24 protein-coding genes are annotated in these 25829 nt (G+C 65.7%); 10 read left to right on the top strand and 14 right to left on the bottom strand.

Annotated elements, in window-relative coordinates; translation table 11 throughout:
* Positions 1-74 precede the first annotated feature (74 nt).
* Positions 75-1757 (top strand): phospholipase D-like domain-containing protein, encoded by a 1683-nt coding sequence (locus QA635_RS40515; protein ID WP_283065667.1) that lies wholly within the window; start codon positions 75-77, stop codon positions 1755-1757.
* A 66-nt stretch (positions 1758-1823) separates the two neighbouring features.
* Here QA635_RS40515 and QA635_RS40520 read toward each other — a convergent pair whose 3' ends face one another.
* Both QA635_RS40520 and QA635_RS40525 read right to left on the bottom strand, forming a co-directional pair.
* Positions 1824-2924: an LLM class flavin-dependent oxidoreductase gene (locus QA635_RS40520; protein WP_283065668.1), complete on the bottom strand. Its 1101-nt coding sequence runs from the start codon at positions 2922-2924 to the stop codon at positions 1824-1826.
* 105 nt (positions 2925-3029) lie between these two features.
* On the bottom strand, positions 3030-3668 hold the full coding sequence (locus tag QA635_RS40525) for a TetR/AcrR family transcriptional regulator (protein WP_283065670.1): 639 nt from the start codon (positions 3666-3668) through the stop codon (positions 3030-3032).
* A gap of 55 nt (positions 3669-3723) precedes the next feature.
* Between QA635_RS40525 and QA635_RS40530 the strand changes: the two genes are divergently transcribed.
* Positions 3724-5298, top strand: coding sequence for an FAD-dependent monooxygenase (locus tag QA635_RS40530; protein WP_283065672.1), 1575 nt, complete (start codon positions 3724-3726; stop codon positions 5296-5298).
* 102 nt (positions 5299-5400) lie between these two features.
* Here the strand turns inward: QA635_RS40530 and QA635_RS40535 are convergent, their stop codons facing one another.
* From QA635_RS40535 to cobS, 5 genes are all read right to left on the bottom strand, one after another.
* On the bottom strand, positions 5401-6513 hold the full coding sequence (locus QA635_RS40535; RefSeq protein ID WP_283065674.1) for an NADH:flavin oxidoreductase/NADH oxidase: 1113 nt from the start codon (positions 6511-6513) through the stop codon (positions 5401-5403).
* A 137-nt stretch (positions 6514-6650) separates the two neighbouring features.
* Entirely contained in the window at positions 6651-7739 is a 1089-nt protein-coding gene (locus tag QA635_RS40540) for an esterase-like activity of phytase family protein (RefSeq protein WP_283065676.1), read from the bottom strand.
* Positions 7740-7742: 3 nt separating this feature from the next.
* Positions 7743-9641 carry a cobaltochelatase subunit CobT gene (cobT, locus tag QA635_RS40545; RefSeq protein ID WP_028343273.1) on the bottom strand — a complete coding sequence of 633 codons (1899 nt, stop codon included), beginning with the start codon at positions 9639-9641 and terminating at the stop codon, positions 7743-7745.
* Positions 9638-10048 (bottom strand): GNAT family N-acetyltransferase, encoded by a 411-nt coding sequence (locus tag QA635_RS40550; RefSeq protein ID WP_283065678.1) that lies wholly within the window; start codon positions 10046-10048, stop codon positions 9638-9640. The genes cobT and QA635_RS40550 overlap by 4 nt, the downstream gene beginning before the upstream one ends.
* A 3-nt stretch (positions 10049-10051) precedes the next feature.
* On the bottom strand, positions 10052-11050 hold the full coding sequence (gene cobS / locus QA635_RS40555) for a cobaltochelatase subunit CobS (protein WP_057015539.1): 999 nt from the start codon (positions 11048-11050) through the stop codon (positions 10052-10054).
* A 292-nt stretch (positions 11051-11342) separates the two neighbouring features.
* Here cobS and QA635_RS40560 point away from each other — a divergent pair, with 292 nt between their 5' ends.
* Positions 11343-12005 carry a DedA family protein gene (locus tag QA635_RS40560; protein WP_283065680.1) on the top strand — a complete coding sequence of 221 codons (663 nt, stop codon included), beginning with the start codon at positions 11343-11345 and terminating at the stop codon, positions 12003-12005.
* Here QA635_RS40560 and QA635_RS40565 read toward each other — a convergent pair whose 3' ends face one another.
* Positions 12006-13229 (bottom strand): citrate/2-methylcitrate synthase, encoded by a 1224-nt coding sequence (locus tag QA635_RS40565; RefSeq protein ID WP_283065682.1) that lies wholly within the window; start codon positions 13227-13229, stop codon positions 12006-12008.
* A 76-nt stretch (positions 13230-13305) separates the two neighbouring features.
* On the opposite strand from QA635_RS40565, the gene QA635_RS40570 reads away from it, so the two are divergent.
* Positions 13306-14400, top strand: a complete 1095-nt coding sequence (locus QA635_RS40570) for a citrate synthase/methylcitrate synthase (protein ID WP_283065685.1) — start codon at positions 13306-13308, stop codon at positions 14398-14400.
* A 192-nt stretch (positions 14401-14592) separates the two neighbouring features.
* Here QA635_RS40570 and QA635_RS40575 read toward each other — a convergent pair whose 3' ends face one another.
* Positions 14593-15231, bottom strand: a complete 639-nt coding sequence (locus tag QA635_RS40575; protein WP_028338207.1) for a J domain-containing protein — start codon at positions 15229-15231, stop codon at positions 14593-14595.
* Between the two features lie 109 nt (positions 15232-15340).
* On the opposite strand from QA635_RS40575, the gene QA635_RS40580 reads away from it, so the two are divergent.
* Positions 15341-15616, top strand: coding sequence for a BolA family protein (locus tag QA635_RS40580; protein WP_028338206.1), 276 nt, complete (start codon positions 15341-15343; stop codon positions 15614-15616).
* 118 nt (positions 15617-15734) lie between these two features.
* Entirely contained in the window at positions 15735-16184 is a 450-nt protein-coding gene (locus QA635_RS40585; RefSeq protein ID WP_057015542.1) for a hypothetical protein, read from the top strand.
* A gap of 154 nt (positions 16185-16338) precedes the next feature.
* On the opposite strand, the gene QA635_RS40590 is transcribed toward QA635_RS40585, so the two are convergent.
* The 3 genes from QA635_RS40590 to QA635_RS40600 form a co-directional block, all read right to left on the bottom strand.
* Complete coding sequence (locus QA635_RS40590) at positions 16339-17646, bottom strand: HlyC/CorC family transporter (protein WP_076824825.1); 1308 nt, start codon at positions 17644-17646, stop codon at positions 16339-16341.
* A 117-nt stretch (positions 17647-17763) separates the two neighbouring features.
* Positions 17764-18906, bottom strand: a complete 1143-nt coding sequence (gene aroB, locus QA635_RS40595; protein ID WP_283065691.1) for a 3-dehydroquinate synthase — start codon at positions 18904-18906, stop codon at positions 17764-17766.
* 10 nt (positions 18907-18916) lie between these two features.
* A complete protein-coding gene (locus QA635_RS40600) occupies positions 18917-19537 on the bottom strand; it encodes a shikimate kinase (RefSeq protein ID WP_283065693.1) in 621 nt (206 codons plus the stop codon).
* Between the two features lie 145 nt (positions 19538-19682).
* Between QA635_RS40600 and QA635_RS40605 the strand changes: the two genes are divergently transcribed.
* The 4 genes from QA635_RS40605 to QA635_RS40620 all read left to right on the top strand — a co-directional run bounded on the left by QA635_RS40605 (position 19683) and on the right by QA635_RS40620 (position 23808).
* Positions 19683-19829 (top strand): hypothetical protein, encoded by a 147-nt coding sequence (locus tag QA635_RS40605; RefSeq protein WP_016843561.1) that lies wholly within the window; start codon positions 19683-19685, stop codon positions 19827-19829.
* A 16-nt stretch (positions 19830-19845) separates the two neighbouring features.
* Positions 19846-20829: a site-specific tyrosine recombinase XerD gene (gene xerD, locus QA635_RS40610; protein WP_283065698.1), complete on the top strand. Its 984-nt coding sequence runs from the start codon at positions 19846-19848 to the stop codon at positions 20827-20829.
* A 290-nt stretch (positions 20830-21119) separates the two neighbouring features.
* On the top strand, positions 21120-22082 hold the full coding sequence (locus QA635_RS40615; RefSeq protein WP_092083128.1) for an acetyl-CoA carboxylase carboxyltransferase subunit alpha: 963 nt from the start codon (positions 21120-21122) through the stop codon (positions 22080-22082).
* A gap of 229 nt (positions 22083-22311) precedes the next feature.
* A complete protein-coding gene (locus QA635_RS40620; RefSeq protein WP_283065701.1) occupies positions 22312-23808 on the top strand; it encodes a L,D-transpeptidase family protein in 1497 nt (498 codons plus the stop codon).
* A 464-nt stretch (positions 23809-24272) separates the two neighbouring features.
* Here QA635_RS40620 and QA635_RS40625 read toward each other — a convergent pair whose 3' ends face one another.
* Positions 24273-24503 (bottom strand): hypothetical protein, encoded by a 231-nt coding sequence (locus QA635_RS40625; RefSeq protein ID WP_028337297.1) that lies wholly within the window; start codon positions 24501-24503, stop codon positions 24273-24275.
* 68 nt (positions 24504-24571) lie between these two features.
* Complete coding sequence (locus QA635_RS40630) at positions 24572-25648, bottom strand: flavodoxin family protein (RefSeq protein WP_283065704.1); 1077 nt, start codon at positions 25646-25648, stop codon at positions 24572-24574.
* Positions 25649-25829 lie beyond the last annotated feature (181 nt).

The following is a 25829-nucleotide window of genomic DNA, read 5'->3' on the forward strand; positions in this document are numbered from 1 at the left end:
GGATCGCCGGGCGACGTTGACGCGCCAGGTTCATGTCGACCGGCTATTTCTCATCAGGGATTTGGAGCATCACCATGATTTCCACAATTCAGGCGTTCCCGACCACCGACGGCATCTTCGTGGTCTGGGAGGTCGCGGCAATGATCCCGGACTGCCTCGGCTTTGCGCTGTATCGTCAGCAGCAGGGCAAAAGTGCAACCGTGGTCGACACCTGGGTCGGGTTCGAGGACGAGGCGCAGAATCACAAGCCGGGCGAACATCGGCCGAGCACCGAATGGCCGGTGCAGAAGACGAACTGGACCGATTTCCTGGCGCCGACCGACGCGCCGGTCCGCTACGGCGTCGTTCCGGTTCTCAAGGACGGCGCCGCCAAGGTGAAGCCCGCCTACAGTGCGCCAGCGACATGGACCGAATACGTCTCCGCCATGCCGTCGGGCCCGCTCAAGCCGTGGTTCAACCGCGGCACGATCTCGGCGCAATGGCTGTCGCGCGCGATCGGCAAGGACAAGAAGCCGGCGCAAACCCTGGAGAAGGCGATCTCGACCAAGGGCAACAAGATCCGCGACTTCCTCAAGGGCCAGCTCGGCGCCCGCCTGCTGGCGCTGTTGGCCGATGCAAAGAAGAGCAAGCGCGGCGTCTATCTCGCGCTCTACGAGCTCAACGACCCTGAGCTGATCGCCGCGCTGACCGCGATGAAGGGCAAGGCGCACGTCGTGCTCGGCAACAGCACAGGCAAGTCCGACGCCACCGCCAAGGACACCGAAAAGAACGCCGGCGTGCTGAAGAAGGCCGGCGTCGACATCGTTCGCCGCAAGATCGCGCCGAGCCGTTACGCTCACAACAAATTCGCGGTGTTCTGCGACGGTGCGCAGAAGCCGCAGGTGGTCTGGACCGGCAGCACCAACTGGACCCGGACCGGACTGTGCACCCAGAACAACAACGGGCTCGAGATCACCGACGACAAGGTCGCGGCGGCCTATCATGACCATTGGAAAGCGATCTACGCCGACGGCAGCAAGTCGCCGAAGGCGCTGGCCGTGGCCGGCGATCACGAATGGCCCTTCACCATCGGCAAGTCGAGGCTCAGCGTCTGGTTCACGCCCACCACCAGGAGCGGCGACCTCAAGGAAGCCACCAGGATGATCGAGGACACCGAGCATGGCGCGGTGTGCCTGATGCTCAATCCCGGCAACAAGGGCCTGCTCGGCCCGATTCTGGAGAAGGCGCAGGACAAGAAGCTTTATGTGCGCGGGGTGCTCAACAATTTCCCGGCGCAGGGCAAGGACAGCCCGAAGGATCAGCTGCAGCTCCTGGCCGGCGACGGACAGCAACAGGTCTTCAAGGGCAAGCAGATCGCCGACGTGATCCGGCCCGCCGGCATCGACAAGACCGCGGACTGGTGGGAGCACGAGATCAAGAACACCGGCAAATTCATGATCGCCGTGCACAGCAAGGTGATCGTGCTGGATCCGGCCGGCAAGAACCCGGTGGTCATGACCGGCTCGCACAATTTCTCCGACCGCGCCAGCACCAAGAACGACGACAACCTCGTCATCATCAGGGGCGATTCGCAGCTGGCGCTGACCTATGCCGCGCGCATCGTCAGCATCTACGGCCAGTATCGCTGGCAGGCCTGGCGCAACACGCCGGAAGGCCAGAAGGACAAGGGTCTGAAGCGCAGCGACACCTGGCTGAGCAACCGCATCGGCAAGGGCTGGGCGGAAACCGAAACGCGGTTCTGGCTCGGCACCACCTGACGCCGGCGATCCGTCATGAACACGGGGCAGCGTTGCCGCTGCCCCTTGTTATCCTCACCGCCAAACCTACGCCGCGCGGCCGACCGAGGCGTCGAGATGCTTCAGCCGCGGCAGCACCTCCTGCTTCAGGAGCCGCAGCGAATTGTGCCAGGCTTCCGGCTTGTGCTTGTAGTCGAAGCCGAACACCAGGAGCACGCCGAAGCCGCCGACCTCCTGGTAGATCTGCTCGATCTTCTCGGTGACCGTCGCGGGCGAGCCGACGATCCAGTTGTTGCGCGCGCAATATTCGACCGTGACGTCGCTGTCCGGCACGTCGGGCGAGGCCTTCAGGTAATCCTTGAAACCGAAGTGGCCGAGCAGCGGCAGGAAGTACTCGCCCATCATCCGGCCCATCATGTCGCCGGTCGACAGCTTCCATGCTTCTTGATCGGTGTCGGCGACGAATACCTCGCGCACCATTCGCCAATCCTTGCGGCTCGGCGTGCGGCCGGTCTTGGCCGCGCCCGCCTCCACCGAGTCCCAGTGGCTGCCGACATAGGCGGGGTTGAGGTTGAGGCTCATCGGAATGAAGCCCCGCTCGCCGGCGAGCTTCAGCGTGTCCGAATTCTTGGAGAGCCCCGCGACGCCGATCGGCGGATGCGGCGCTTGCTGAGGCTTGATGTGCGGCTTGAGGAAATCGAACATCGTGTCCGGCTTGGTCACGGTCCAGAACTTGCCCTTGTGGGTCCAGGGAGCCGGCTCGGTCCACATCTTCAGGATGATCTCGAGCGCCTCGCGGGTCATGTCGCGGTTCTGTCCTGACATGCCGTCGACATTGAACATGGCCCAGTCGCTCGGCAGGCCGGAGGCCGCGACGCCGAAGTTGAGCCGCCCGTTCGAGAGGTGATCGAGCATCGCGACGCGGTTGGCGAGCTCGGCCGGGTGATGATACGGCAGCAGGAAGCCGCCGGGCCCGATGCGGATATTCCTGGTCTGCAGCAGCGCCTGCGCGATCAACAGATCAGGCGACGGATGCGGCTCCCAGGGCGCGGTGTGGTGCTCGCCGATCCAGGCTTCCTGATAGCCGAGCTCGTCGAGCCAGCGCAGCACCTGCAGGTCCCAGTCGTGGCCCTCCTTCAATCCGCACTCCGGCGGATGCGACGGCATCGCGAAGTATCCGAGTTCCATGGGTTTCCTCTCTTTGTTCGATGCGTGTCTTCCGCACGCGCTTCGAGAGTAGCTGCCCCGGCTACGGCAGAACAATGGCCTTGTCGCATCCGGCTCGGCCTGGATTCATGCGTAGGGCGTATCCTTCAGCATGATCGCGATACCGGAAAAGCTTCGCTCCATGATCCGCAGGAAGGTCTCGCGTGACGACGCAGCCGACCTGCGGGCCTTGTGCTCGCGAAGCCCTTCCGCATAGGCGACCGTCAGCGCCGTGACCACCATCGACGCGGCGAGCCGGGCGTCGGCATCGGCAATCGGGCGCTTGATGGCTGCCGCCAATACCCTTGCGAGATCATCGACCAGTTCGTCACGCATCTCGCGCGCCCGCGCCGAGAGCGCCGGGCTTTCGGCGACGGTGCGCCAGAATTTCGCCGTTGCGTCGGTGAATTTCGCGAACGGATGCACGCGATCCGCCAGGCCGTGCACCAGCTTGCGGAGGGTCGCGATCGGCGCCTCGCCGGCCGGCCGCCCGGCAAAGGCGGCCCGCAGCATCTGCTGGCTTTCCTCCTCACGGTCGAAGAACAGGTCTTCCTTGCGTGGAAAGTAATTGAACACCGTCATCCGGGAGACCTCGGCGGCCTCGGCGACTTCGGCCACCGAAACATTGTCGAAGCCGCGTTCCAGGAACAGCTCGGTGGCGACATCCGAGATCGCCTGGCGCGTCGCCTCCTTCTTCCGCTCCCGCAATCCGCCCTGATTTGACATGGGGGAATTTGTACCATAGTAAATATTATACTGAGTATAATTTTATGGTGACGGCGTGACGCGTGAACGAACCGATGTGGTTGTGATCGGTGCCGGGCCGACCGGCCTGCTGCTGGCGATCGAACTGACCCTGGGCGGCGCCGACGTGATCGTGATCGAGCGGCTGACCGAGCCCGACCAGACCATCAAGGCCGGCGCGATCGGCGCGCTGGCAGGCGAGGCTCTGGAGCGCCGCGGCCTCGGCGACGCGATGAATGCGGTCGAACGCAGCATGGCGGACAGCATGTCCAGGCTCATGAAGGGCGCGGGCGATGCGAGCGACCTGCCGTTCAAGAAATTCGGCGGTCACTTCTCGGGCATTTTCCTGATCGACCAGACGCGTCAGCGCGAGCCGGACCGGCGGTTGCGCGGGGTGAACCAGCAAGCCCTGGAAAGCATGCTTGCCGAGCGCGCCCACGCGCTCGGCATCGAGATCAGGCGCGGCTGCGAGTTGATCGATTTCGAGGATAGCGGCGACGGCGTCGTGGCGCAAACTAAGGACGCGTCCGGCGATGCCACGCTGCACGCGGCCTATCTGGTCGGCTGCGACGGCGGACGCAGCGCCGTGCGCAAGCGCGCGGGCTTCGCATTCCCCGGCACCGAACCGACCCTCACGGGACACCAGGCCATCGTCGATCTCGATCATCCGGATCGGCTTCTGCCGGTCGGCTGGCGGCGAACGCCGATCGGCATGATGGCCTATGGACCGATTCCCGGCCGGGTGTTCCTGGCCGAGTTCGATGGACCGCCGGCCGATCGCAGCGCGCCGGTGACGCGCGAGGAGGTCGAGACCACGCTGCGCCGGATCAGCGGCGTCGACGTTCGCGTCACCGCCGTCAAGACCGCGACGCGCTTCACCGACAATGCGCGGCAGGTCGACAGCTATCGCAGGGGCCGCGTCCTCTTGGCGGGCGATGCGGCGCACGTCCACTCGCCGTTCGGCGGACAGGGCCTCAATCTCGGCCTGCTCGATGCGGTCAATCTCGGCTGGAAACTTGCGGCGGTCGTGTGCGATCGCATGCCCGAAAGGCTGCTCGACACCTACACCGAGGAGCGGCATCCGATCGCGGCAAGGGTGCTCGCCAACACCCGCGCCCAGGTCGCCTTGATGCGGCCCGATGTCATGACGGACGCCTTGCGCGAGATCGTCGCGGACCTGATGAGCCTCGACGAGGGCACCCGCTACTTCGGCGAAATGATCAGCGGCGTCAGGATCCTTTACGATCTCGGCAGCGACCATCCATCGGTCGGTCGGCTCTCCGGGAATTTTGCTCTCGGCGACGGCGGCGCGGAGACAACCCTGTTCGATCAGATGGAGGACGGCAGGGCCGTGCTGGTCGATGCGACTGATGGAGCTGCGTCAGCGATCGCGGCGCGCTGGGACATCTTCGTGCGATGCGTGCCAAGACGTGATCTGTCAGGACACGCTGGCCCTTCGCTGCTGATCCGTCCGGATGCCTGCATTGCATGGGCGGCGGACGGCGCAGACTTGGCGGGCCTCGACGCCGCGCTGACGCGCTGGTTCGGGCCCGCTGGAATTAGCGAGAGCCGTAGCCCGGATGAAGCGAAGCGCAATCCGGGAACAGTCTGACCGCATTTCGCGCATCGCTTCCCGGATTTCGCGGAGCCTGTCATCGGGCGCGCGTTCGCGCGACCCGTTGGCTACATCCGGGCTACAGGCCGGTGCAAGGCACTAGCGCGTCCCGAACGTGGTCTTGCCGAACAGCGCCTTCTGCGTCGAGGGCTGCGAGCGCCAGTATTGCGGCGGCGCGCTCACCTCGCCGCCGAGCTCGGCGGCAGCGTGCCAGCCCCAGCGCGGGTCGTAGAGCATGCCGCGGGCGAGCGCGACCATATCGGCCTTGCCGGACGAGACGATCTCCTCCGCCTGCTTCGCTTCCGTGATCAGGCCGACCGCCATCGTGGTAACGCCGGTCGCCTCCTTGACCGCCAGCGCCGCCGGCACCTGATAGCCCGGCCCGAGCGAGATCTTCTGCAACGGCGAGACGCCGCCGGACGAGACATCCATCCAGTCGACGCCGCGCTTCTTCAGCTCCCTGGCAAACTCGATGGTCTGCGCAAGGTCCCAGGCGCCCTCGACCCAATCGGTCGCCGACACCCGCATGCCGATCGGCTTGTGATCCGGGAATACGGCGCGCACGGCGTCGAACACTTCCAGCGGAAAGCGCATGCGGTTTTCCAGCGAGCCGCCATAGCGGTCGGTCCGCTTGTTGGCGATCGGCGACAGGAACTGGTGCAGCAGATAGCCGTGCGCGCCGTGCAGCTCGAGCGCATCGATGCCGAGCCGGTCGGCGCGCTTTGCCGACGCGACAAAGGCCTCGCGGATGCGCGTCAGGCCGGCGTCGTCGAGCGCCACCGGCGCGGCCTCGCCTTCCTTGTGCGGGACGTCAGATGGTCCGACCGTCTGCCAGCCGCCTTCGGCAATCGGGATCAACTGCCCGCCCTCCCAGGGGCGCTGGCTCGACGCCTTGCGGCCGGCATGGGCGAGCTGCATGGCGACCGCCGCTTTCGAATGCTTGCGCACCGAGGCCAGGATCGGCTTCAGCGCCGCCTCGTTGGCGTCGTTGTAAAGGCCGAGGCAGCCCGGCGTGATCCGCCCGATATCCTCGACATGGGTGGCCTCGATGCAGAACATCGCCGCGCCGGACAGCGCCAGCATGTTGATGTGGGTGAAGTGCCAGTCGTTGGCGGAGCCGTCGATGGCCGAATACTGGCACATCGGCGAGACCATGATGCGATTGGAGAGCTTCAGGTCGCGCAGTTCGATCGGGGAAAACAGGGTGCTCATGCGGCGGATATCCGGGATCGGGGAAAGGGCCCGGTTAAGATAGAGGCAGCACGGCCGATCACCAACCGCCCGGAAGGCCGCGCAGGCCGGGGCGCAGATCAGCAATGTCCTGACGGGGTCCCTCCGGGCCGGCGCCCTCAGTCCACCAGCGTGAACTGCAGCAGCAGATTGCGCTGGATCAGGGAGAAATTGTCGTCGGAGACCATGGTCAGCACGGTCTCGCCCTCCTCCGTGACATGGGCGTCGATGCCTTCCATATTGTCGATCTCGTTGCCGAGATCGGCATTGAAGATCGCGGGGCCGTCGACCACGGCGCCGGGCGCGATCTCGTACAGCGCGAGACGACGGATGCGGATGCCGACGCCGCCGAACCAGGAGAATTTCCTCTCCAGAATCAACAGACCGCCCGATGGCAGCAGGACCGCGTCGCTGATGTCGAAATTCTCAGTGCGGCGGACGCTGAACTGGCCCGGCGTCTTGCCGCCGACCAGGAAGGCGACCAAATTGCCGCTCGCATCGAGCCCGCGTTCCGAGAATGCGATCAGCGTACCGGCGAGCGACTGGCCCATGGCCTTGGGCACGAAGACGAGGCCCTCCAGCCCCTTGTTGTTCGGAAGCTTGCGTGCCGCCGGCGGCAGCGCAATCACCTCGCCGCGCGAGCGGGTAAAGCCCTTGGCGAAATCGAAGCGCAGCACCTGGTTGACCCGCTCGAGCCCGACATAGGCGAACGAGCCGTCGAGCGCGAGCGATTCCGAATCATACCAGCCGCGGGTCGCGGTGATCGGCCTGCCGTCGGCGCCGAGCAGCGGTGCCGCTTCGACATCCTCGAGCCCGACCATCTCCCGGCCACGATAGACGATACGGCCGGTGAACCAGCTACCCTGGTCGCTGACCGCGATGAAGCGTTCGCCGTTGGGATCGAGCCGTAGCGCGGAGAGGCCGCCGAAGCCGGAGAACGACGAGGTCAGGATCAGGCCGCTGCGATATTCCAGCGCGCCGAACCGCGTGCGCGCGCGGTCGCGGATATCGAACGACGGCAGCGGCCGCGCGTTGACGTCGATCGAAACCGGTTCGTTGACCCGATAGGGGCTCGGCCTCGCAGCCGGCCTCGGCGTTGCCGGCGGCTGGGTCGCGCTCTGGGCCTGCGCAAGACGCGGCAATGCGGCGGCCGACAGCCCCGCCGCCATACCCTGGAGGAAACGGCGGCGGCTAGGGGGTGAGCGCATGTCTCACGAGTGGAGGCGGCGCCGGATGCCCGGCGCGGGCGCCGAGCCGTGGGTCTCGCTGAACAGCTCGGCGAGCTTTTCGGTGATGGCGCCGCCGAGCTCTTCGGCGTCCACGATGGTCACGGCACGGCGATAGTAGCGCGTCACGTCGTGACCGATGCCGATCGCGATCAGCTCGACCGGCGAGCGGGTCTCGATCTCGTCGATGATGTGACGCAGATGCCGCTCGAGATAGTTGCCGGGATTGACCGACAGCGTGGAGTCGTCGACCGGCGCGCCGTCGGAGATCATCATCAGGATGCGGCGCTGCTCGGGGCGCGCGAGCAGGCGCTTGTGCGCCCAGTCGAGCGCCTCGCCGTCGATGTTCTCCTTGAGCAGGCCTTCGCGCATCATCAGCCCGAGATTTTTCCGCGCGCGACGCCAGGGTGCGTCCGCCGACTTGTAGATGATGTGCCTGAGATCGTTGAGGCGACCCGGATTGGCCGGCTTGCCGGCCGCGAGCCACGCCTCGCGCGACTGCCCGCCCTTCCAGGCGCGCGTGGTGAAGCCGAGGATCTCGACCTTGACGCCGCACCGCTCCAGCGTGCGCGCCAGAATGTCGGCGCAGGTGGCGGCGACCGTGATCGGGCGGCCGCGCATCGAGCCGGAGTTATCCAGCAGCAGCGTCACCACGGTGTCGCGGAAGGTCGCCTCCTTCTCATGCATGAAGGACAGCGGATGATAGGGATCGGTGACGACGCGCGACAGCCGCGCCGGATCGAGGATGCCCTCCTCGAGATCGAAATCCCAGGCGCGGTTCTGCTGCGCCATCAGCCGGCGCTGCAAGCGGTTGGCGAGCCGCGCCACGATGCCCTGCAGATGCGCGAGCTGCTTGTCGAGATAGGAGCGCAGCCGCTCCAGCTCGTCGTGATCGCAAAGGTCTTCGGCGGCGATCACCTCGTCGAACTTCGGCGCGAAGGCGTGATATTCCGGACCGCGCGGCTCGTTCTGTCCGCGCGCATTCGGCCGCGTCGCCTCGCCCGGCGTCTCGTCGTCGCCGAGCTCGCCGTCGTCGAACGTGTCCGACGTGGAGGCCTGCGCGCTCTCCATCGCGCTTTCGCTCATCTCTTCCGCTGACGTCTGCGCCTGGTCGGCGCTCATCTCCTGCGCGGCGTCGGAGTCGGGCGAGCCCTCGGCGCCGGACTGATCGCTCTCGCCGTCCTGGTTCTCGTCCTGGTCGTCGTCATCGTCGGAATCCATGTTGCGGTCGTCGCCGAGATCGAGCGCCGACAGCAGATCATGGACGAGGTCGCCGAACCTCGCCTGGTCCTCGGTGAAACGGCTGAGCTTGTCGAGCCGCGAGCCGATCTTGTCCTCCAGGGTCGGGCGCCAGAGATCGACCATCTTCTTGGCGGCCGCGGGCGGCGCCATGCCGGTGAGACGTTCGCGCACCAGCATCGCCAGCGCATCCGACAGCGGCGCGTCGGCGCGATCGGTGATCTCGTCATACTTGCCGCGGTGAAAATGATCGTCGAGCATCGCGGTGAGGTTCTTCGCAACGCCCGCCATCCGCCGCGAACCGATCGCCTCGACGCGCGCCTGCTCGACCGCCTCGAACACGCCGCGCGCCTGCGGATTACCCGGCATCAGCTTGCGATGCACCTTGGGATCGTGACAGGCGATCTTGAGCGCGATCGAATCGGCGTGGCCGCGCACGATCGCCGCATCGCGCTTGGTCATCTTGCGCGCCGGCTCCGGCAGCCGCGCCTTGCCAGGCGCGAGCCCAGGGCGCTCGGCGGCGAAGGAGACTTCGAGCTCCGGCTTCTTGGCGATCGCCTTCAGGCACGCCGATACCGAGCGCTTGAACGGCTCGGTCGGCGCTTCCTTGGATCCGGGACGGAATTTGATGTTGGAGGTTGTCATAGCGATTTCGTAAACCAATGGCGCGTTACGCCGCCGGGATACCCCTCAATCGAACCGAACTCTTTATATCCGTTGGCGCGGTAGAAGCCCGGCGCCTGGAAGCTCATCGTATCCAGATAGGATCGCGTCGCTCCGAAGCGCCGCGCCTCGTCCTCGATCGCCTTGATCAGCTTCGCGCCAAAGCCCTTGTTGCGAAACTTCTGCTCCATCCAGAACAACTGGATGAACAACACCGCGGTCCAGACCTCGCCGACGATGCCGCCGACAATCTCATCGCCTTGCCGCAGCGAGATGGCGAAGCGCTTGTACTTCTGCTTCCCCATCTTCTCGTTGTTGTAGTGGAGCAATCCGCCGAGCACCGCCCTCTTCGTCTGTGTGACTGTGCGCTCGACGGAGATTTTCGGCATGGACTAGCTGAGCGCCACGTTGACCGAGGATTCCGGCAGCTCGACGTTGAAGCAGCGCTGGTAGAACTCGGCGACCAGCGGCCGTTCCAGCTCGTCACACTTGTTGAGGAAGGTGACGCGGAACGCGAAGCCGATGTCGCTGAAGATGTCGGCGTTTTCGGCCCAGGTGATCACCGTACGCGGACTCATCACCGTCGACAGGTCGCCATTGGCGAACGCGTTGCGGGTCAGATCCGCAAGCCGCACCATCTTGTTGACGATGTCGCGGCCTTCCTGCGTGCGGTAGTGCTTCGCCTTCGCCAGCACGATCTCCACTTCCTCGTCATGGGCGAGGTAGTTCAGCGTGGTGACGATCGACCAGCGGTCCATCTGGCCCTGGTTGATCTGCTGGGTGCCGTGATAGAGGCCCGAGGTGTCGCCGAGGCCGACCGTGTTGGCGGTCGAGAACAGGCGGAACGCCGGATGCGGCTTGATCACCTTGTTCTGGTCGAGCAGCGTCAGGCGGCCGGAGACTTCCAGCACGCGCTGAATCACGAACATCACGTCCGGGCGGCCGGCGTCGTATTCGTCGAACACCAGCGCGATATTGTGCTGCAGCGCCCAGGGCAGGATGCCGTCGCGGAATTCGGTGACCTGCTTGCCTTCCTTGACCACGATCGCGTCCTTGCCGACGAGGTCGATACGGCTGATGTGGCTGTCGAGGTTGACGCGCACGCAGGGCCAGTTGAGGCGGGCCGCAACCTGCTCGATGTGGGTGGACTTGCCGGTGCCGTGATAGCCGGTGACCATCACGCGGCGGTTCTTGGCAAAGCCCGCGAGGATCGCGAGCGTGGTGGCGCGGTCGAAGCGGTAGTCGCTGTCGACTTCCGGCACATGCGGATCGACTTCGGAATAGGCGGGAACTTCCAGGTCGCTATCGATCCCGAAGACCTGCCGGACCGACACCTTCATGTCGGGCAAGCCGACGGGTTCCTGAGCTTTGGTCTGGACGGCGGTCGTCATTCATCCTCCGAGGTCCCGGGCGTTCCCGAAACCAGATTAATCGTTTGGCTGCGGATGGGGTGCTTCGCATAAGCCTAGCAGAGAGCAACGGTTGGCAGAAGCCCGCGAGCAAATCAAAGTTCCGTTGTTCTATCATAAAGATAGGAGCGAAACTCGGTTTTTGGAAGGCTGCCCTGCAAATCCCGCCGTACTTTTGCCGCAGCGCCACGACGGCCGGCCCGGGCCGGGCACTTTTCAGGCCGGCGGAGAGTTGTTAGCTCTCAAATCGATAACACCGCCACATGGGAATTTTGTGACTTCATTCCTTGACCCTTTGATCGCGTTCGTTTCGGCCCATGCCTGGCTTGCCTATCTGACGCTGTTTCTGGCCGCCCTGCTGGAGGCGGTGCCGGTGGTCGGCTCCCTGGTGCCGGGCTCGACCATCATCCTGGCGTTGAGCGCGCTGGTGCCGGGTGGGGAACTGAAGCTGCTCCCGGTGCTCGCCGCAGCCGCCGCCGGCGCGATGCTCGGCGACGGCACCGCCTACCTGATCGGCCACCGCAGCCAGCGCGAGATCCTGTCGGCCTGGCCGCTTTCCAACTACCCGCGCGTGGTCGCGCAGAGTGAGGCCTTCTTCCACCGCTGGGGCGTGCTCGCGGTGTTCTTCGCCCGCTTCGTGCCGCCGATCCGCGCCTTCGTGCCGATCACGGCCGGCGCGCTCGACATGCCGCCGGTGCGCTTCTACGCGGTCAACATCCCCGCGATCCTGCTCTGGGCGCCGGCGCATGTGCTGCCCGGCGTGCTCGCCGTCACCGCGCTGCACGACTATGCCGGCCTGCCGCACCACGGCCATGTCGGCAAGCATCTGTGGATGTTTGCGGTCGCGGGCGGCGCCGTGATCCTGGCACTGGCCGTCTGGACCATCCGCCGCCGGCACGGCGGCAGCCTGATCGAACCGGCCAAGCCGGCCAAATAGCTAGATGCTGTTGGTCGTTCCCGCCCGCCCGGGCGCCGGCCCGACATAGCGCGCGCGGGGCCTGATCAACTTGCCGAGCTGAAGCTGCTCGCTGGCATGCGCGATCCAGCCGACGCTGCGCGCCATCGCAAACAGCGCGAGTTCGCTGCCCGCTGGCATCCGCAGCGCATGCACCAGCACCGCCAGCGCGTAATCGATATTGACGAATTCGCCGGTCGCCTCCGCGATCCGCTCCGGCACTTCCCTGGTGAATTTGCGCGGCGCGCCGGCCCGCGTCAGCGCCTCGAGCAGCGAGATCGCGCGCGGATCGCCCTTCTTGTAGACGCCGTGCCCAAAGCCGGCGAAACGCTCGCCAAGCGCGACGCGCTCGCGAACCACCGGCGCAACGTCATTGTCGAGCATCGTCTTGACGAGGCGCGAGGCGAGCACGCCGGCACCGCCGTGCATCGGTCCCTTCAACGCGACGAGACCCGCGATCACGGCGTCGTACAGATTGAGCCCGGTCGATGCCGCGCAGCGCGCGGTGAAGGTCGACGCGTTCAATTCATGATCGGCGAGCAGTACCAGCGCGCGGCGGATCAGGTCGGGCGCGTGCTTGTTGTCAGGCGTCCAGACCCGCGCCACTTGCTTGTGCAGCGGCTCGTTCGATGGCGCAGCGTTCAGCATGGTCGCGACCAGCAGCCGCAGGATGCGGCCGCCGACCATGGCGCGGCCGTCCGGCGCGCGCGTGAAGGCGCCGGGATCGGCGCTTGCCGCCAGCGCCAGCACCGCGACCGTGCGGTCGATCGGCTGGGCGCGGCGCGCGGCTTCGGCGATCGCGCGCATTTCGTCCGAGACCTGCGGGCGATTGTCCGGTGCGAACGGATCGACGCCGGTGACGTCCCACAGCAACGTCGCGGTGTGCTCCAGCGTGTCGCGCTCGGCGAGATCGACGCAGTTGACGCCGCGATAGATCGGACCCTGCTCGGTGATGGTCGCGATCGCCGAATCCATCACCGGCAGATCGGCGTCGAAATTACGGAAGCCGCGCGGCTCCGGCGACGGCACGCGGCGCTCCTTCAACCCCCTGATGTCCTCGGCGCGGTAGCGGTGGCTGCGCGAATCCGGCGACGGCTCGGAGCGGATCAGCCCGCGGCTGACATAGGCGTAGAGCGTCGCCGGCGAGATCGCGAGCTCGGCGGCGGCTTCGCGCGCGGAGAGGTAAAGCTCGGCGGATTTTTTCATATTGATTTATATAATCAAGATTGATCAACTCGTCGAGAGGCCTGACCTTGAAGGGGTGAAGTAAGGAGATCAGGCCATGAATATGCACCTCACCAAGAGCCAGATCGGTCTGGACGGCGTTCCCGCCGCTGAGACCGTGTTGAGCCACGTCGACGGCGAGCGCGGCGAGTTGATCATCGCCGGCGAGCACGTCGCCGACCTCGCGGGCAAGTCGAGCTTCGAGGGCGTCGCGGCGCGGCTGTGGAACGGCGCCACCGGCAAGGCGCTGAGTGAAGCCAATGTCCGCGCCAGCCTCGGCGCTGCCCGCGAACGCGCCTTCGCCCGCCTGCCGGACCTGCTGCCGGCGACGCGCGGCATGTCGATCGTCGACGGCTTCCGGGCCGCGATCGCGGGCCTGCGCGGCGAGAACGGGCTGGAGCACGAGGCGACCATCGTCGGCGCCTTCCCGGTGATCGCGGGCGCCCTGGTCCGGCGCGCCAGGGGCAGCGATCCGATCCCGCCGGACCCGAATGCCGGCCACGCCGCCGACACGCTGCGGATGCTGCTGGGCCGCAAGGTCGAGCCGCGCGAGGTCGCAGCGCTCGACGCCTATCTCGTCACGGTCTGCGACCACGGGATGAATGCGTCGACCTTCACCACGCGGGTGATCGCTTCGACGCAGGCCGATCTGTTCGCGGCGATCACCGGCGGCTATTGCGCGCTGACCGGCCCGCTGCATGGCGGCGCACCTGAGCCGGTGCTCGAAATGCTGGACGCGATCGGCACACGCGAGCGCATCAAGCCCTGGGTCGACGGCGCGCTGGCGCACGGCGAACGGCTGATGGGATTTGGTCACCGCGTCTATCGCGTGCGCGACCCGCGCGCCGACGTGCTGAAGGTCGCGATCGAGCGCCTCGAGGCCAGTGGTGCCGACCTGCCATTTGCCGGCGAGGTCGAGGCCTATATCCGCGAGGCGCTGCGGAAGAAGAATCCGGAGCGGCCGCTCGAGACCAATGTCGAGTTCTTCACCGCGATCCTGCTCGATGGGCTGGAAATCCCGCGCCAGGCGTTCACGCCGATCTTCGCCACCGCGCGCGCCGCCGGCTGGACCGCGCACGCCCTGGAGCAGCGGCGCACCGGGCGCCTGATCCGGCCGAGTTCGTCCTATGTCGGGGCAGTGCCGAAGGGGTGAGAGCTAGGCCGTTTCAACGCTTGCGACGGCGGAGCCACACACTCCGCCGTCGTCCCGGCGAAGGCCGGGACCCATACGCCGCGGCCCATCGATGGGGCAATCGGGCAGACATCTTGTGCAAACGATAACGGCCGGTGGTTATGGGCCCCTGCTCCCGTGCGCAACTGCGCACTAGGCAGGGGCGACGAGACTTCAGGCCTCGCGCACCACGGTCTTCAGATAATTGTACGCCTTGATGATTTCGATCAGGCGATCCTCGGTGGAGCGGTCGCCGCCATTGGCGTCGGGATGGTGCTGCTTGACCAGCGCCTTGTACTTCGACTTGACGTCTTCGAGCGTCGCCTCGGCCCCTAGCCCCATCACCTGCAGCGCCTTGCGCTCGGCGTTCATGACCTTGCGGGTCTCGGGCTTGGGCTCCGCGCCGCCCGGTCCGGGGCGCCAGCGGCCGCGGCCGTTGAGCTCGGAGAACACGTGGAACGGATCGGAGGCGGCATCGAGACCGCTCTCGCCCTTCTTGCCGTTGTTGGCGCCCATCTTCCAGGTCGGACGGTGGCCGGTCAGCGCGTCCTTCTGGTAGCGCGCGACGTCGTCAGGATTCATGCCCTGGAAGAAATTGTAGGACTGGTTGTATTCGCGGACGTGGTCGAGACAGAAGTGCCAATACTCGCGCGAATTCTCGCGGCCTTTCGGGGCGCGATGCGCGCCCTTGTTCTGGCAACCCGCCCACTCGCAGGTCACGGCCTGCTCGCCGGCCTGCGCCTGGCGCTTCGCACTGACCTTGGTCGGCTTGATGCGAATGGAGTCGAAGAATTTTGATGAATCGATCGGCATGTTCTCTTTGACTACGCAATGCACAAATCTTCAAGTCTTGACATTGCGCGGACCTCGTTTCCCGCTTGCACCATTGACGAAAAGCTGTCGCGAACCTAACTCCGCCGCCATGAGCACCAAAGACGCTATCATAAACAAGTTGCGTGAAGCTTTCTTGCCGGAAAGCCTCGACGTCGTCGACGAGTCACATCTGCATGAGGGCCACGCCGGCCACAGGCCAGGCGGGGAGACGCACTTTCGGGTATATATTGTGTCTCCGGCCTTCGAAGGGAAGAGCCGGATCGAACGCCATCGCATGATAAATGCGACGCTGGCGCAGGAACTCGCCGGCTCGGTGCACGCGCTGGCGATCCACGCCCACGGCCCCGGGGAAAAGCCGCGCTAGTTCGCGCTTGCCTCAAGACGAAGCAGTGGTTTTCCTCTATGAGAACAGGATGGACCTGCTCCCTGCGTGAGCAGGTGAAACTACGGATTGCACCGCCACGCATGATATGGGGCCATTGATGATCCCTTGCTGGCCACGTTTCCGGTCGATCGTCACCGCCGCCGGCCTGCTCCTGATCTGCGCGATGCGCCCGGCCTCGGCGCTGGACATGCCGAGCCCGTTCGTCCAGGAGGTGCTGATCAAGAGCATCCTGGTCTCGCTCAACGATGCGGTGGCCGCGAACAATTTCACCGTGTTCCACGCCAAGATCTCAAAGCCGTTCCGCGACCAGTTTCCGCCCGACAAGCTCAAGACCATCTTCAAGGATCTGGTCGACAAGCACGCGGTGTTCGACGCCGTGGTCGCCAAGCCGATCGTGCTCGACGAGGACGCCAAGATCGACGACAAGGGCGTGCTGCGACTGAAGGGACATTTCGACACCACGCCCAAGCAGGTGAAGTATCAGCTCGGCTTCATCCCCTCCGACGGCGCGTGGAAGCTGTCGGGTATCTCGATTGATATCGAGTAGCATTCGGAACGATCGCCAGACCCGTCATCCTGAGGTGCGAGCCCTTGCGAGCCTCGAAGGATGCACGGCCCGGCCGGTGGCCGTCGACCCTTCGAGACGCGCTACGCGCTCCTCAGGGTGACGGTGATAGGGTCGAGTTGCGCGCAGCGCCAGACTAGAACGCCGTCCCCGCCCGCTTCGGCTTCTTCTCCTCCAGCTCCGTCTCGCGCGGGACGGCGACGATGCGCAGCGCGGTGATGCGGTTGCGCTCGCGGCGGAGCACGCGGAAGCGGAAGCCGTGGAAGGTGAAGCTCTGGCCGCGCTCCGGGATCGAGCGCGCCTCGTGGATCACGAGGCCGGCGACCGTGGTCGCCTCCTCGTCCGGCAGGCGCCAGTCCATCGCACGGTTGAGATCGCGGATCGGCACCGAGCCGTCGACTACGACCGAGCCATCCGGCTGCGCCCGCACGCCGGCGACGACGACGTCGTGCTCGTCGGAGATGTCGCCGACGATCTCCTCCAGGATGTCCTCCAGCGTCACCATGCCTTCGACCTCGCCATACTCGTCGACCACGAGGGCGAAGTGGGTCTTGCGGCGGCGGAACGCCTTCAGCTGTTCGGAGACCGGGCGCATCTCCGGCACGAACCAGGGCGGCAGCGCGATCGCGGAGGCATCGATCGCCGACATGTCACCCTCGTTGGCGCGCATCGCGCGCAGCAGGTCCTTGGCGTGGAGCACGCCGACGATGTTCTCCGGCTTCTCCCGCCACAGCGGGATGCGGGTGTATTCGCTCGCCAGCACCTCGCGCACCAGTTCCTCGGGCGGCAGGTCGGCGTTGACCATGGTCATCTCGGTGCGATGGACCATGACGTCGGAGACCTGCAGTTCGCTGAGATCCAGCAAGCCGCCGAGCATGTCGCGGTCCTGCTTCTCGACCTTGCCCTCGTGATGCAACAGATCGACCGCACCGCGCAGACGTTCGGTCGGCGACAGCACCGCCTGGTGCGCCCCGACCTTGATGCCGAGCAGCTTCATCAGCGCCAGCACGATGGTCTCGATGATGGTGAGCAGCGGCCCCAGCACGAAGATCGTCAGCCGCATCGGCCGCGCGACCAAAAGCGAGATGCGGTCGGGCGCGTTGATCGCGATGGTCTTGGGCAGCACCTCGGCGAACACCACGACCATCACGGTCATGACCGCGGTAGCGTAGAGCACGCCGACGTCGCCGAACCAGGCGGTGAACACGCCGGTCGCCAGCGCCGAGGCGCCGATATTGGCGATGTTGTTGCCGAGCAGCAGCGCGCCGATCATGCGCTCGCGCATGTTGACCAGCTTGGAGACCACGCCGGCATCGGTGTTGCCCTGCTTCGACAGCCGCAGCATGCTGGCGCGCGAGGCGCCGGTCAGAGCCGTCTCACTCGCCGCGAAGAACGCCGAGATGAACAGGCAGAGCAGCACGATCGAGAAGGTGAACCATCCCACTGAACTGATCCGTGGCTAGAGCATGATCCGGAAAAGTGTGTAGCGGTTTTCCGAAAGGATCATGCTCAAATCAAAAAGATAGAGCGGGATGACGATCCGAAGGAGAGACATCCCGGTCTAGGCCTTCAGCTTGGCTTGCAGGAAGTCGCGCACCGGCTGCGGCTCGACATTGTTGGCGATCACGGCGCGGCCGACGGCCTCCAGCAGGATGAAGGTGAGCTTGCCGCGCTTGACCTTCTTGTCCTGCGCCATCAGCGCCAGCAGCGCGTCGGCATCGGCAAGGCCTTCCTGCGCGAAGCCTGCGATATCCTGCAGGCGCGTCGGCAATCCGACCGCGGACAGATGACGCGCGATGCGCCCCGCATCGTCGGACGAAATCATGCCGAGCTGCGCCGAGAATTCCGCCGCCAGCACCATGCCGACCGCGACGCCCTCGCCGTGGAACAGCCGGTCGGAGAAGCCGGTTGCGGCTTCCAGCGCATGGCCGAAGGTATGGCCGAGATTGAGCAGCGCCCGCTCACCGGTCTCGCGCTCGTCGCGCGAGACGACGCCCGCCTTGGCGCGGCAGGAGGTTGCGATCGCGTGCTCGCGCCCGGCGCCGCCGGCGAAGATGTCGGTGTGGTTCTTCTCGAGCCAGGCGAAGAAGGCCTCGTCGCCGAGGATGCCGTATTTCGCGACCTCGGCGTAGCCGGCGCGGAACTGGCGCGGCGACAGCGTGTCGAGCACCGAGGTGTCGGCGATGACCAGCACCGGCTGGTGGAATGCGCCGATCAGATTCTTGCCCTGCGGCGAGTTGATGCCGGTCTTGCCGCCGACGGAGGAATCGACCTGCGCCAGCAGCGAGGTCGGCACCTGCACGAAATCGACGCCGCGGCGCAGGATCGCGGCCGCGAAGCCGGCGAGATCGCCGACCACGCCGCCGCCGAGCGCGATCACGAGGTCATTGCGCTCGATCTTCGCCGCGATCAGCGCTTCGCTGACCTCGGTCAGCGTGGCATAGCTCTTCGAGCCCTCGCCCTCCTCGACGACGATCCGCGACGTCGGCACGCCAGCGGCGGCAAGCGACGCCTCGGTCGGCTCCAGCCAGTGCTTGGCGACGGTGTGGTCGGTGACGATGGCGGTGCGCACGCCGGGCCGCAGCGCTGCGACACGTTCGCCGAGTGACTGCAGCACGTCGCGGCCGATCACGATGTCATAGGCGCGGTCGCCGAGCGCGACGTCGACGGTAACGGAGGCGGAATGTTTCAAGGGCGCAGTCATGAGGTCGCGTTCAATCCATCACAGGTGGTTGCTCGTCGGCCGGACGCGCACCGCACAGATGCGCATGCAGGGCCTCGAGGCATTCGTCGACGATGCGGTCGTGCGGCACGTCGCGCGAGGCAATCGTCAAATCGGCGGTGCCGTAGACCGGCTCGCGCTCGCTGAGCAGGCGGTTGACGGTCGCTTCGGGGTCGGGGGTGTGCAACAGCGGACGATCGGCGCGGCGGCGCACCCGGCGCATGATGATATCACTGTCGGCCTTGAGCCAGATCGAGATCGCGCGGTCGCGGATCCGGTTGCGGGTCTCCTCGCGCATGAAGGCGCCGCCGCCGGTCGCCAGCACGACCGGGCCATTGCCGAGGATGCGGGCGATCACGCGCGCCTCACCGTCGCGGAAATACGGCTCGCCCTTGCTCTCGAAGATCTCCGGGATCGTCATGTCCGCCGCCGCCTCGATCTCGGTGTCGGCATCGGTGAACGGCAGCCTGAGTCGCGCTGCCACCCGCCGGCCGATGGTCGACTTGCCGGCCCCCATCATGCCGACCAGCACAATCGACCTCGTCCCCAGTGCGGCCGCGATGTCGGCCTCCAGGGTCGGGTGGGTGGGCGCCGGGACGGCTGCGTCGGACATCAAAAAGCTCGGATATTGGGACGAATTGTTCAGAATTCGAGCCACCTATACTACCCCCGGCGACACCCTTACCAGCGACTCTTGCAACCGCGCGGGGAACATGTTGGATGATTTCATTGGTTAATTCGCCGCCCGAGTCGCTTCCATGCCCAGCCTGTTCCGCTTCCTGACGGTCGTCGCCGTGATTTTCGGGATCGGCTACGGCATCGTCTTCGCGCTGGCCAATTTCGTGCACCCGAAACCGCGGGAAATGACGGTGACCATCCCACCGGATAAGTTCCTCAAGAAATAGACGCTATGATTCCGGCATGCCCGCTGCTGCCAAAAATCCCGCCAAGACCCTCGCCAAGTCCTCCGACGCCAAACTGACCGCGTTGTTCCTCGACATGCTCGCCGCGGAACAGGGCGCTGGCGCCAACACGCTCGACGCCTACCGGCGCGACCTCACCGATTTCTCCGATTTCCTCGCCCATGCCGGCGCCGATTTCACCAGCGCCGACACCGAGACGCTGCGCGGCTACCTCGCCGACCTCGATGTCAGAGGCTTCAAGTCGACCAGCGTGGCGCGGCGGCTGTCGGCGATGCGGCATCTCTACCGTTTCCTGCTCAACGAGCGGGTCCGCACCGACGATCCGGCCGCGATCCTGTCCGGCCCGAAGCGCGGCCGCGGCCTGCCCAAGGTGCTGTCGATCGCCGACGTCGACCGCATGCTGACCCGGGCCAAGGAGCTGACCCAGACCGACGTCTCGCCGGCGCAGCGGCTGCGCGCGCTGCGGCTGTATTGCCTGCTTGAGGTGCTCTACGCCACCGGCCTGCGCGTCTCCGAGTTGGTGTCGCTGCCGGTCTCGGCGGCACGGCGCGATGCGCGGATGATCGTGGTGCGCGGCAAGGGCAACAAGGAACGGCTGGTGCCGCTGAACGACGCCTCGCGCCAGGCGATGGCGGACTACCTCGCCGCGCTGGAGGTGATGCGGCCGAAGGCGAAGAAAGCCGCGCCGTCGAAATGGCTGTTTCCGTCCTCCGGCGAAAGCGGCCATCTGACCCGGCAGCATTTCGCCCGCGATCTGAAGGAGCTTGCGAGCGCCTCCGGCCTTGCGCCGCGGCTGGTCTCCCCGCACGTGCTACGTCATGCGTTTGCCAGCCATCTGCTGCACAATGGCGCGGACCTGCGCATCGTGCAGACCCTGCTCGGCCACACCGACATCTCGACCACCCAGATCTACACCCATGTGGTCGAGGAGCGGCTGAAGAGCCTGGTCCGCGACCTGCACCCGCTGGCGGAGAAGTCCTAGGGATCCGTAGCCCGGATGAAGCGCAGCGAAATCCGGGATCGGTCTCACCGCGGACGCAGTCTCCCCGGATTACGCTTCGCTTCATCCGGGCTACGCGCGTGGAGACCTTGATACCTTCATCTGATCCGCCTTGACTTCCGCTTCGTCTCCGCAGAAAGAGCGTCACCTGCTTGCGATCCCGAAGCGTGCATTCCACCCGGATGCGCGTTAACCGTTTGAAGTTACAAAGCTTCTCTTTCCGACGCCGAAACCGCTTCGCCCCTCGCACCGATCTTCCCTATATTGAGTTGATGCCCGACCCGATGCGCAGCTATCTCGACTTCGAAAAACCCGTCGCCGAGCTTGAATCCAAGATCGACGAGTTGCGCACGCTTGCCGCGAGCGGCAGCGACATCGGCGACGAGGTCGCGCGGATCGAGGACAAGGCGGCGCAGGCACTCACCGAGCTCTATTCCAATCTGACGCCGTGGCAGAAGACGCTGGTGGCGCGGCATCCGCAGCGGCCGCACTTCACCGATTTCATCGGCGGCCTGATCACCGAATTCACGCCGATGGCCGGCGACCGCAAATTCGCCGACGACGAGGCCCTGGTCGGCGGCTTCGGCCGCTTCCGCGGCGAGAGCATCTGCGTGGTCGGCCAGGAGAAGGGCGCCACCACCGAGAGCCGCATCAAGCACAATTTCGGCATGGCGCGCCCCGAAGGCTACCGCAAGGCGGTGCGCCTGATGGAAATGGCCGACCGGTTCGGCATCCCGGTGCTGTCGATCGTCGATTCCGCCGGCGCCTATCCCGGCATCGGCGCCGAGGAACGCGGCCAGGCCGAGGCGATCGCGCGCTCGACCGACGCCTGCCTGTCGCTCGGTGTGCCCAATGTCGCGATCGTCACCGGCGAAGGCATGTCGGGCGGCGCCATCGCCATCACCACGGCGAACCGCGTCCTGATGATGGAGCACGCGATCTACAGCGTGATCTCGCCGGAGGCGGCATCCTCGATCCTGTGGCGCGACGGCACCAAGGCGCAGGAAGCCGCCAACAGCATGAAGATCACCGCCCAGGACATGCTGCGCTTCGGCGTGATCGACCAGATCCTGAAGGAGCCCTCGGGCGGCGCTCATCGCGACCCGGGCGCGATGATCGCGACCACGGGCGATGCCATCGCCCAGGCGCTCAACGACCTACGAAATCTTGATCCGGACGCGATTCGCAAACAGCGGCGCCAGAAGTTTCTCGATATCGGCCGCAAGCTCGGCTGAGGCGCCCAAACCGCCCGATTTTTCGTCCAAATCGGGCGATTTTGCCGTAATTGGGCCCTGAGCCGGGTCTTTAACATTCCTTGAACCATGCCTGCTACCGTGAGGGCTGTCCGCCCCGGTTCAGGTTGCGAGCAGGGGTTGTCGAAGGCTAATATTTTAGACAATGGCTTCAGGGCATATTCGCCGTGTTGGGGTCGCGAAAATCGCCCGGTGGGTGTGGAGCTCGGACTTGACTCATCGCACGCTCGTACGCGCGCTTCTGACCTCGGCGGTCCTCGCCGCAGGCGTCATGCTCGCCGGTTGTGACAGCGACCAGATCTCGCTCGCGCAGAACGCCAAGGCCAACCAGCCGGTCCCGCCAAAGCTCGTCGCTGCCATGACCGAAAAGGACATGGACATGCAGTCGCCGATCCTGGTGCGGCTGTTCAAGCAGGAGGCCGAGCTCGAGGTCTGGAAGCAAAACCGCTCCGGCCAGTTCGCGCTGCTCAAGACCTATCCGATCTGCCGCTGGTCGGGCGACCTCGGTCCGAAGGTCCGCGAAGGCGACCGCCAGGCGCCCGAGGGGTTCTATTCGATCAACCCGAGCCAGATGAACCCGCAATCGGCCTATTACCTGTCGTTCAACACCGGCTATCCCAACGCCTTCGACAAGGCGCTCGGCCGCACCGGCTCGCAGCTGATGGTGCACGGCGATTGCTCCTCGCGCGGCTGCTACGCGATGACGGACGAGCAGATCGCCGAAATCTACTCGCTCGGTCGCGAATCCTTCTTCGGCGGCCAGAAGGCATTCCAGCTGCAGGCCTATCCGTTCCGGATGACGCCGGTGAACATGGCCAAGCACCGCAACAATCCGAACATGCCGTTCTGGAAGATGATCAAGGAAGGCTATGATCATTTCGAGGTGACGAAGCAGGAGCCGAGGGTCGACTTCTGCGAAAAGAAGTACGTGTTCGACGCGGTGAAGGCGCCGGGCGCGACACGCGATCCGGTGTTCGACGCCTCTGCGAAGTGCCCGGCCTATGTGATCCCCGAGGAGATCGCGAGCGCCGTGCACGAGAAGGAACAGAAGGACGCCGCCGAGACCGCCAAGCTGGTGTCCAAGGGCACGCCCGTTGCGCGCCTCAACACCGGCATCGACGGCGGCATGAACGCGATCTTCGCCTCGAAGATTCCGGAAGGAAACACCGGGCTCTCCGAAGGCGGCGACAGCCAGGCGCTGGCGTCGATGTCGCTGGCGCGCGCGCCCGGCACGATCCCCGGTACGGTCAATCCGCCGAAGCCCAATCTTGCGGTCCAGCAGGAGGAGCCGGTCGTGGCGACAACGTCGTCCACCCCATCGTCGGCCAGCACCCGCGTTGCCTCGGCGAACGCGTCCGACAAATCCACCTCTGACAAATCCACCTCTGACAAGTCCGAAGGCTTCTTCTCCAGCTTCGCCCGCAAGGTCGGCATCGGCGGCACCGCCGACGCCAGCAAGACAACCGCGCCGCCGGCTCCGGCCGCTGCTGCCCCGGCCAAGCCGAAGGTCGCCGAGGCCAAGCCGCAATCGGTGGTTCGCGTCGCCCCCAAGGCTGAGCCGAAGCAGGCCGCCAAGCCCGCACCGAAGCCGGCAGTGACCACCGCCGCAGCCGCCGCACCGGCCTCGACGTCGTCGACCCAACTCGCCGGCTCCGCGCCTGTGGTGCAGACCAACTCGTTCGACACCCGCTTCTCGGCGGTGAAGTAGGCGCAGCGCGTCTGCGCGAAGACAGCTCGCTGCCGCTCGTCGCAATGCTGCTGTAGCGCAAACTATTTCCAGCCGTCGTCCCTGCGAAAGCAGGGACCCATAACCACAGAATTGAGTTGGTGAGGAAAGCTGGGGGCCCAGCGTCGCGCAACGATTGGCATTTGGGGTAATGGGTCCTGGCTTTCGCCAGGACGACATTGAGTGTGTGGCGCGGTCTGTGAGTCACACCACAACGTTCTCGCGACATGATTTGTCCGAGCTTTGCTCTTCGTTCTGCCCTCTCCGTTGGCAGAGCGCGCAGGGAACGCCGGGCGCCGATCGCACCCAAAGCGTCAGGCCTGCACGATTTCGCCGTCCGCGTTGCGTGCTTTCGTCAGCACCGCGCAGACGCCTCGTCGCCGCCGCACCGCCACGCTCGCAGGTTCGAACACCACGCTCCGTCACCGTCGCATGCGCGTTGACCGTTACATTCCGTGGCTTTCGAAAACCTTCTTGCAGCTTCGGCTCAGGCTGGCCCGCTTCATCTGGAGACAGTTCTGCACGGCCCCGTCATTGCCGAGGTCCTTCCGGCAGAAGCGCTGTGCATCGCGCGTGCACGCGCTCTGTTCCGATGGCGTACCGGAATGCTGCGCCAACGCGGCACCGCTGCTCATCACGGCCGCCGCAACAAGAGCTGCAATCGAAATATAGCGCATTGTGACTTCCTCCCGCGGCCTAACGGGCAGCCGGGGGCCTTCGTTCCTTTGGGAACCCGGATTCCGCCCTACTTCGGCCGCGGGTCCTCAAGCCCCTTGCCGGGATCTTCCAGATGCCCGGTGCGCGCGAGGTCGACGGCGGCGCCGAGCGCCAGCGCGACATTGCGCACCTGTTCCTGGAAGGCCCTGTCTTCGTCGAGCTCGCGATGCGACATCGCGTAGGGCTTCATGTAGCCGACATAGCCATCGATCTCGGCCCTGCCGCCGGCCGAGATTAGCTCCATGTCGGTGAGCCAATCCGCAAGAAAGCGGCGGCATGTTTCCGCACCGACGCTGTCGCCGTGGACCACGATGCCGAAATGCCGGCCGCGCAAATGCTTGGGGTATGGCCAGCCCTTGAGTTCGAGCGCCTTGGCTTCGCTCGCGGTCTTGCCGTGGGTTGAGGTCGGATCGGGATTGCCGCCATCGGCGCAGACCAGGCGATCGATCATCGCCTTGAGTCCGGTCGGCGTCTGGTACCAGTTGACCGGCGAGATGATCATGATGCCGTGCGCGCGCACCCACAGCGGATAGATCTCGTTCATCCAGTCGTCGGTTTGCCCGAGCGAGTGGTTTGGATAGCAGCTGCACGGCCAGTGGCAGAGCGCCATCGAGGTCGACACGCAGGACTTGCAGGGGTGAATCTCCCTGCCGAACTCGGACGTCAGCCGCGACAGATCGAGCACATCGACCGCGAGGCCCATCTCGCGGAAGGCGGCCTCGGCGATCTCGACCATGCGCCAGCTTTTGGACATCTCGCCGGGACACGTATGTTCGCTGCGCGAGGAGCCGTTGATCAGCAGGATATGCGGCGCTTCGTTTGGATCGTCGTGCCTGCGTTGCGCTTCATTGATGGCATCGCGCGCGGACAGCCAATCGACCGCGAGATCATAGTCGGGATCGGCAAAACCGGGGCCGGCCTTGCGGGTAACCGGCGCCTTGCGCGAATGACGATAGGCGTCCCAGGCGCCGGCGATGATCGTCGCAAGCTCCGTCTGCATGGATTGAAAGACCGGATCGGCAAATCGCTTGCGGTAGCGCCGTTCGAATTCATCGCGCGAAAGCTTGACCGGCGGCATCCCCTTGCGAACGTCCGGCTCCGTCATCGACACCTCTCCCTGCCTACAATCCATCGCCCGCCGTGCATCCCGGTTGGCGCGCGAAACCTCGGGATGAGACCTTGGGATCAAGTCGAGACGGGCAGAGGCTAAAGACCATCGATCTGCATTTGGTTCCTCCGGGCGATGCCTCGCACGCCGGTTAGGACCCATGCCGCGGCTGGCGCGT

The sequence above is a fragment of the Bradyrhizobium brasilense genome, assembly GCF_029714345.1.
Lineage (GTDB): Bacteria > Pseudomonadota > Alphaproteobacteria > Rhizobiales > Xanthobacteraceae > Bradyrhizobium > Bradyrhizobium australafricanum.

What these genes read in the sequence shown, in the direction of transcription:
- QA635_RS40625 (WP_028337297.1), bottom strand. Translation starts at nt 24,503, where the DNA reads ATGCGCTATATTTCGATTGCAGCTCTTGTTGCGGCGGCCGTGATGAGC.
- QA635_RS40570 (WP_283065685.1), top strand. Translation starts at nt 13,306, where the DNA reads ATGAATATGCACCTCACCAAGAGCCAGATCGGTCTGGACGGCGTTCCC.
- QA635_RS40605 (WP_016843561.1), top strand. Translation starts at nt 19,683, where the DNA reads ATGCCCAGCCTGTTCCGCTTCCTGACGGTCGTCGCCGTGATTTTCGGG.
- aroB (WP_283065691.1), bottom strand. Translation starts at nt 18,906, where the DNA reads ATGACTGCGCCCTTGAAACATTCCGCCTCCGTTACCGTCGACGTCGCG.
- QA635_RS40630 (WP_283065704.1), bottom strand. Translation starts at nt 25,648, where the DNA reads ATGACGGAGCCGGACGTTCGCAAGGGGATGCCGCCGGTCAAGCTTTCG.
- QA635_RS40585 (WP_057015542.1), top strand. Translation starts at nt 15,735, where the DNA reads ATGATCCCTTGCTGGCCACGTTTCCGGTCGATCGTCACCGCCGCCGGC.
- QA635_RS40525 (WP_283065670.1), bottom strand. Translation starts at nt 3,668, where the DNA reads ATGTCAAATCAGGGCGGATTGCGGGAGCGGAAGAAGGAGGCGACGCGC.
- QA635_RS40535 (WP_283065674.1), bottom strand. Translation starts at nt 6,513, where the DNA reads ATGAGCACCCTGTTTTCCCCGATCGAACTGCGCGACCTGAAGCTCTCC.
- QA635_RS40615 (WP_092083128.1), top strand. Translation starts at nt 21,120, where the DNA reads ATGCCCGACCCGATGCGCAGCTATCTCGACTTCGAAAAACCCGTCGCC.
- QA635_RS40575 (WP_028338207.1), bottom strand. Translation starts at nt 15,231, where the DNA reads ATGCCGATCGATTCATCAAAATTCTTCGACTCCATTCGCATCAAGCCG.
- QA635_RS40515 (WP_283065667.1), top strand. Translation starts at nt 75, where the DNA reads ATGATTTCCACAATTCAGGCGTTCCCGACCACCGACGGCATCTTCGTG.
- QA635_RS40540 (WP_283065676.1), bottom strand. Translation starts at nt 7,739, where the DNA reads ATGCGCTCACCCCCTAGCCGCCGCCGTTTCCTCCAGGGTATGGCGGCG.
- QA635_RS40520 (WP_283065668.1), bottom strand. Translation starts at nt 2,924, where the DNA reads ATGGAACTCGGATACTTCGCGATGCCGTCGCATCCGCCGGAGTGCGGA.
- xerD (WP_283065698.1), top strand. Translation starts at nt 19,846, where the DNA reads ATGCCCGCTGCTGCCAAAAATCCCGCCAAGACCCTCGCCAAGTCCTCC.
- QA635_RS40550 (WP_283065678.1), bottom strand. Translation starts at nt 10,048, where the DNA reads ATGCCGAAAATCTCCGTCGAGCGCACAGTCACACAGACGAAGAGGGCG.
- QA635_RS40580 (WP_028338206.1), top strand. Translation starts at nt 15,341, where the DNA reads ATGAGCACCAAAGACGCTATCATAAACAAGTTGCGTGAAGCTTTCTTG.
- QA635_RS40600 (WP_283065693.1), bottom strand. Translation starts at nt 19,537, where the DNA reads ATGTCCGACGCAGCCGTCCCGGCGCCCACCCACCCGACCCTGGAGGCC.
- QA635_RS40565 (WP_283065682.1), bottom strand. Translation starts at nt 13,229, where the DNA reads ATGAAAAAATCCGCCGAGCTTTACCTCTCCGCGCGCGAAGCCGCCGCC.
- cobT (WP_028343273.1), bottom strand. Translation starts at nt 9,641, where the DNA reads ATGACAACCTCCAACATCAAATTCCGTCCCGGATCCAAGGAAGCGCCG.
- cobS (WP_057015539.1), bottom strand. Translation starts at nt 11,050, where the DNA reads ATGACGACCGCCGTCCAGACCAAAGCTCAGGAACCCGTCGGCTTGCCC.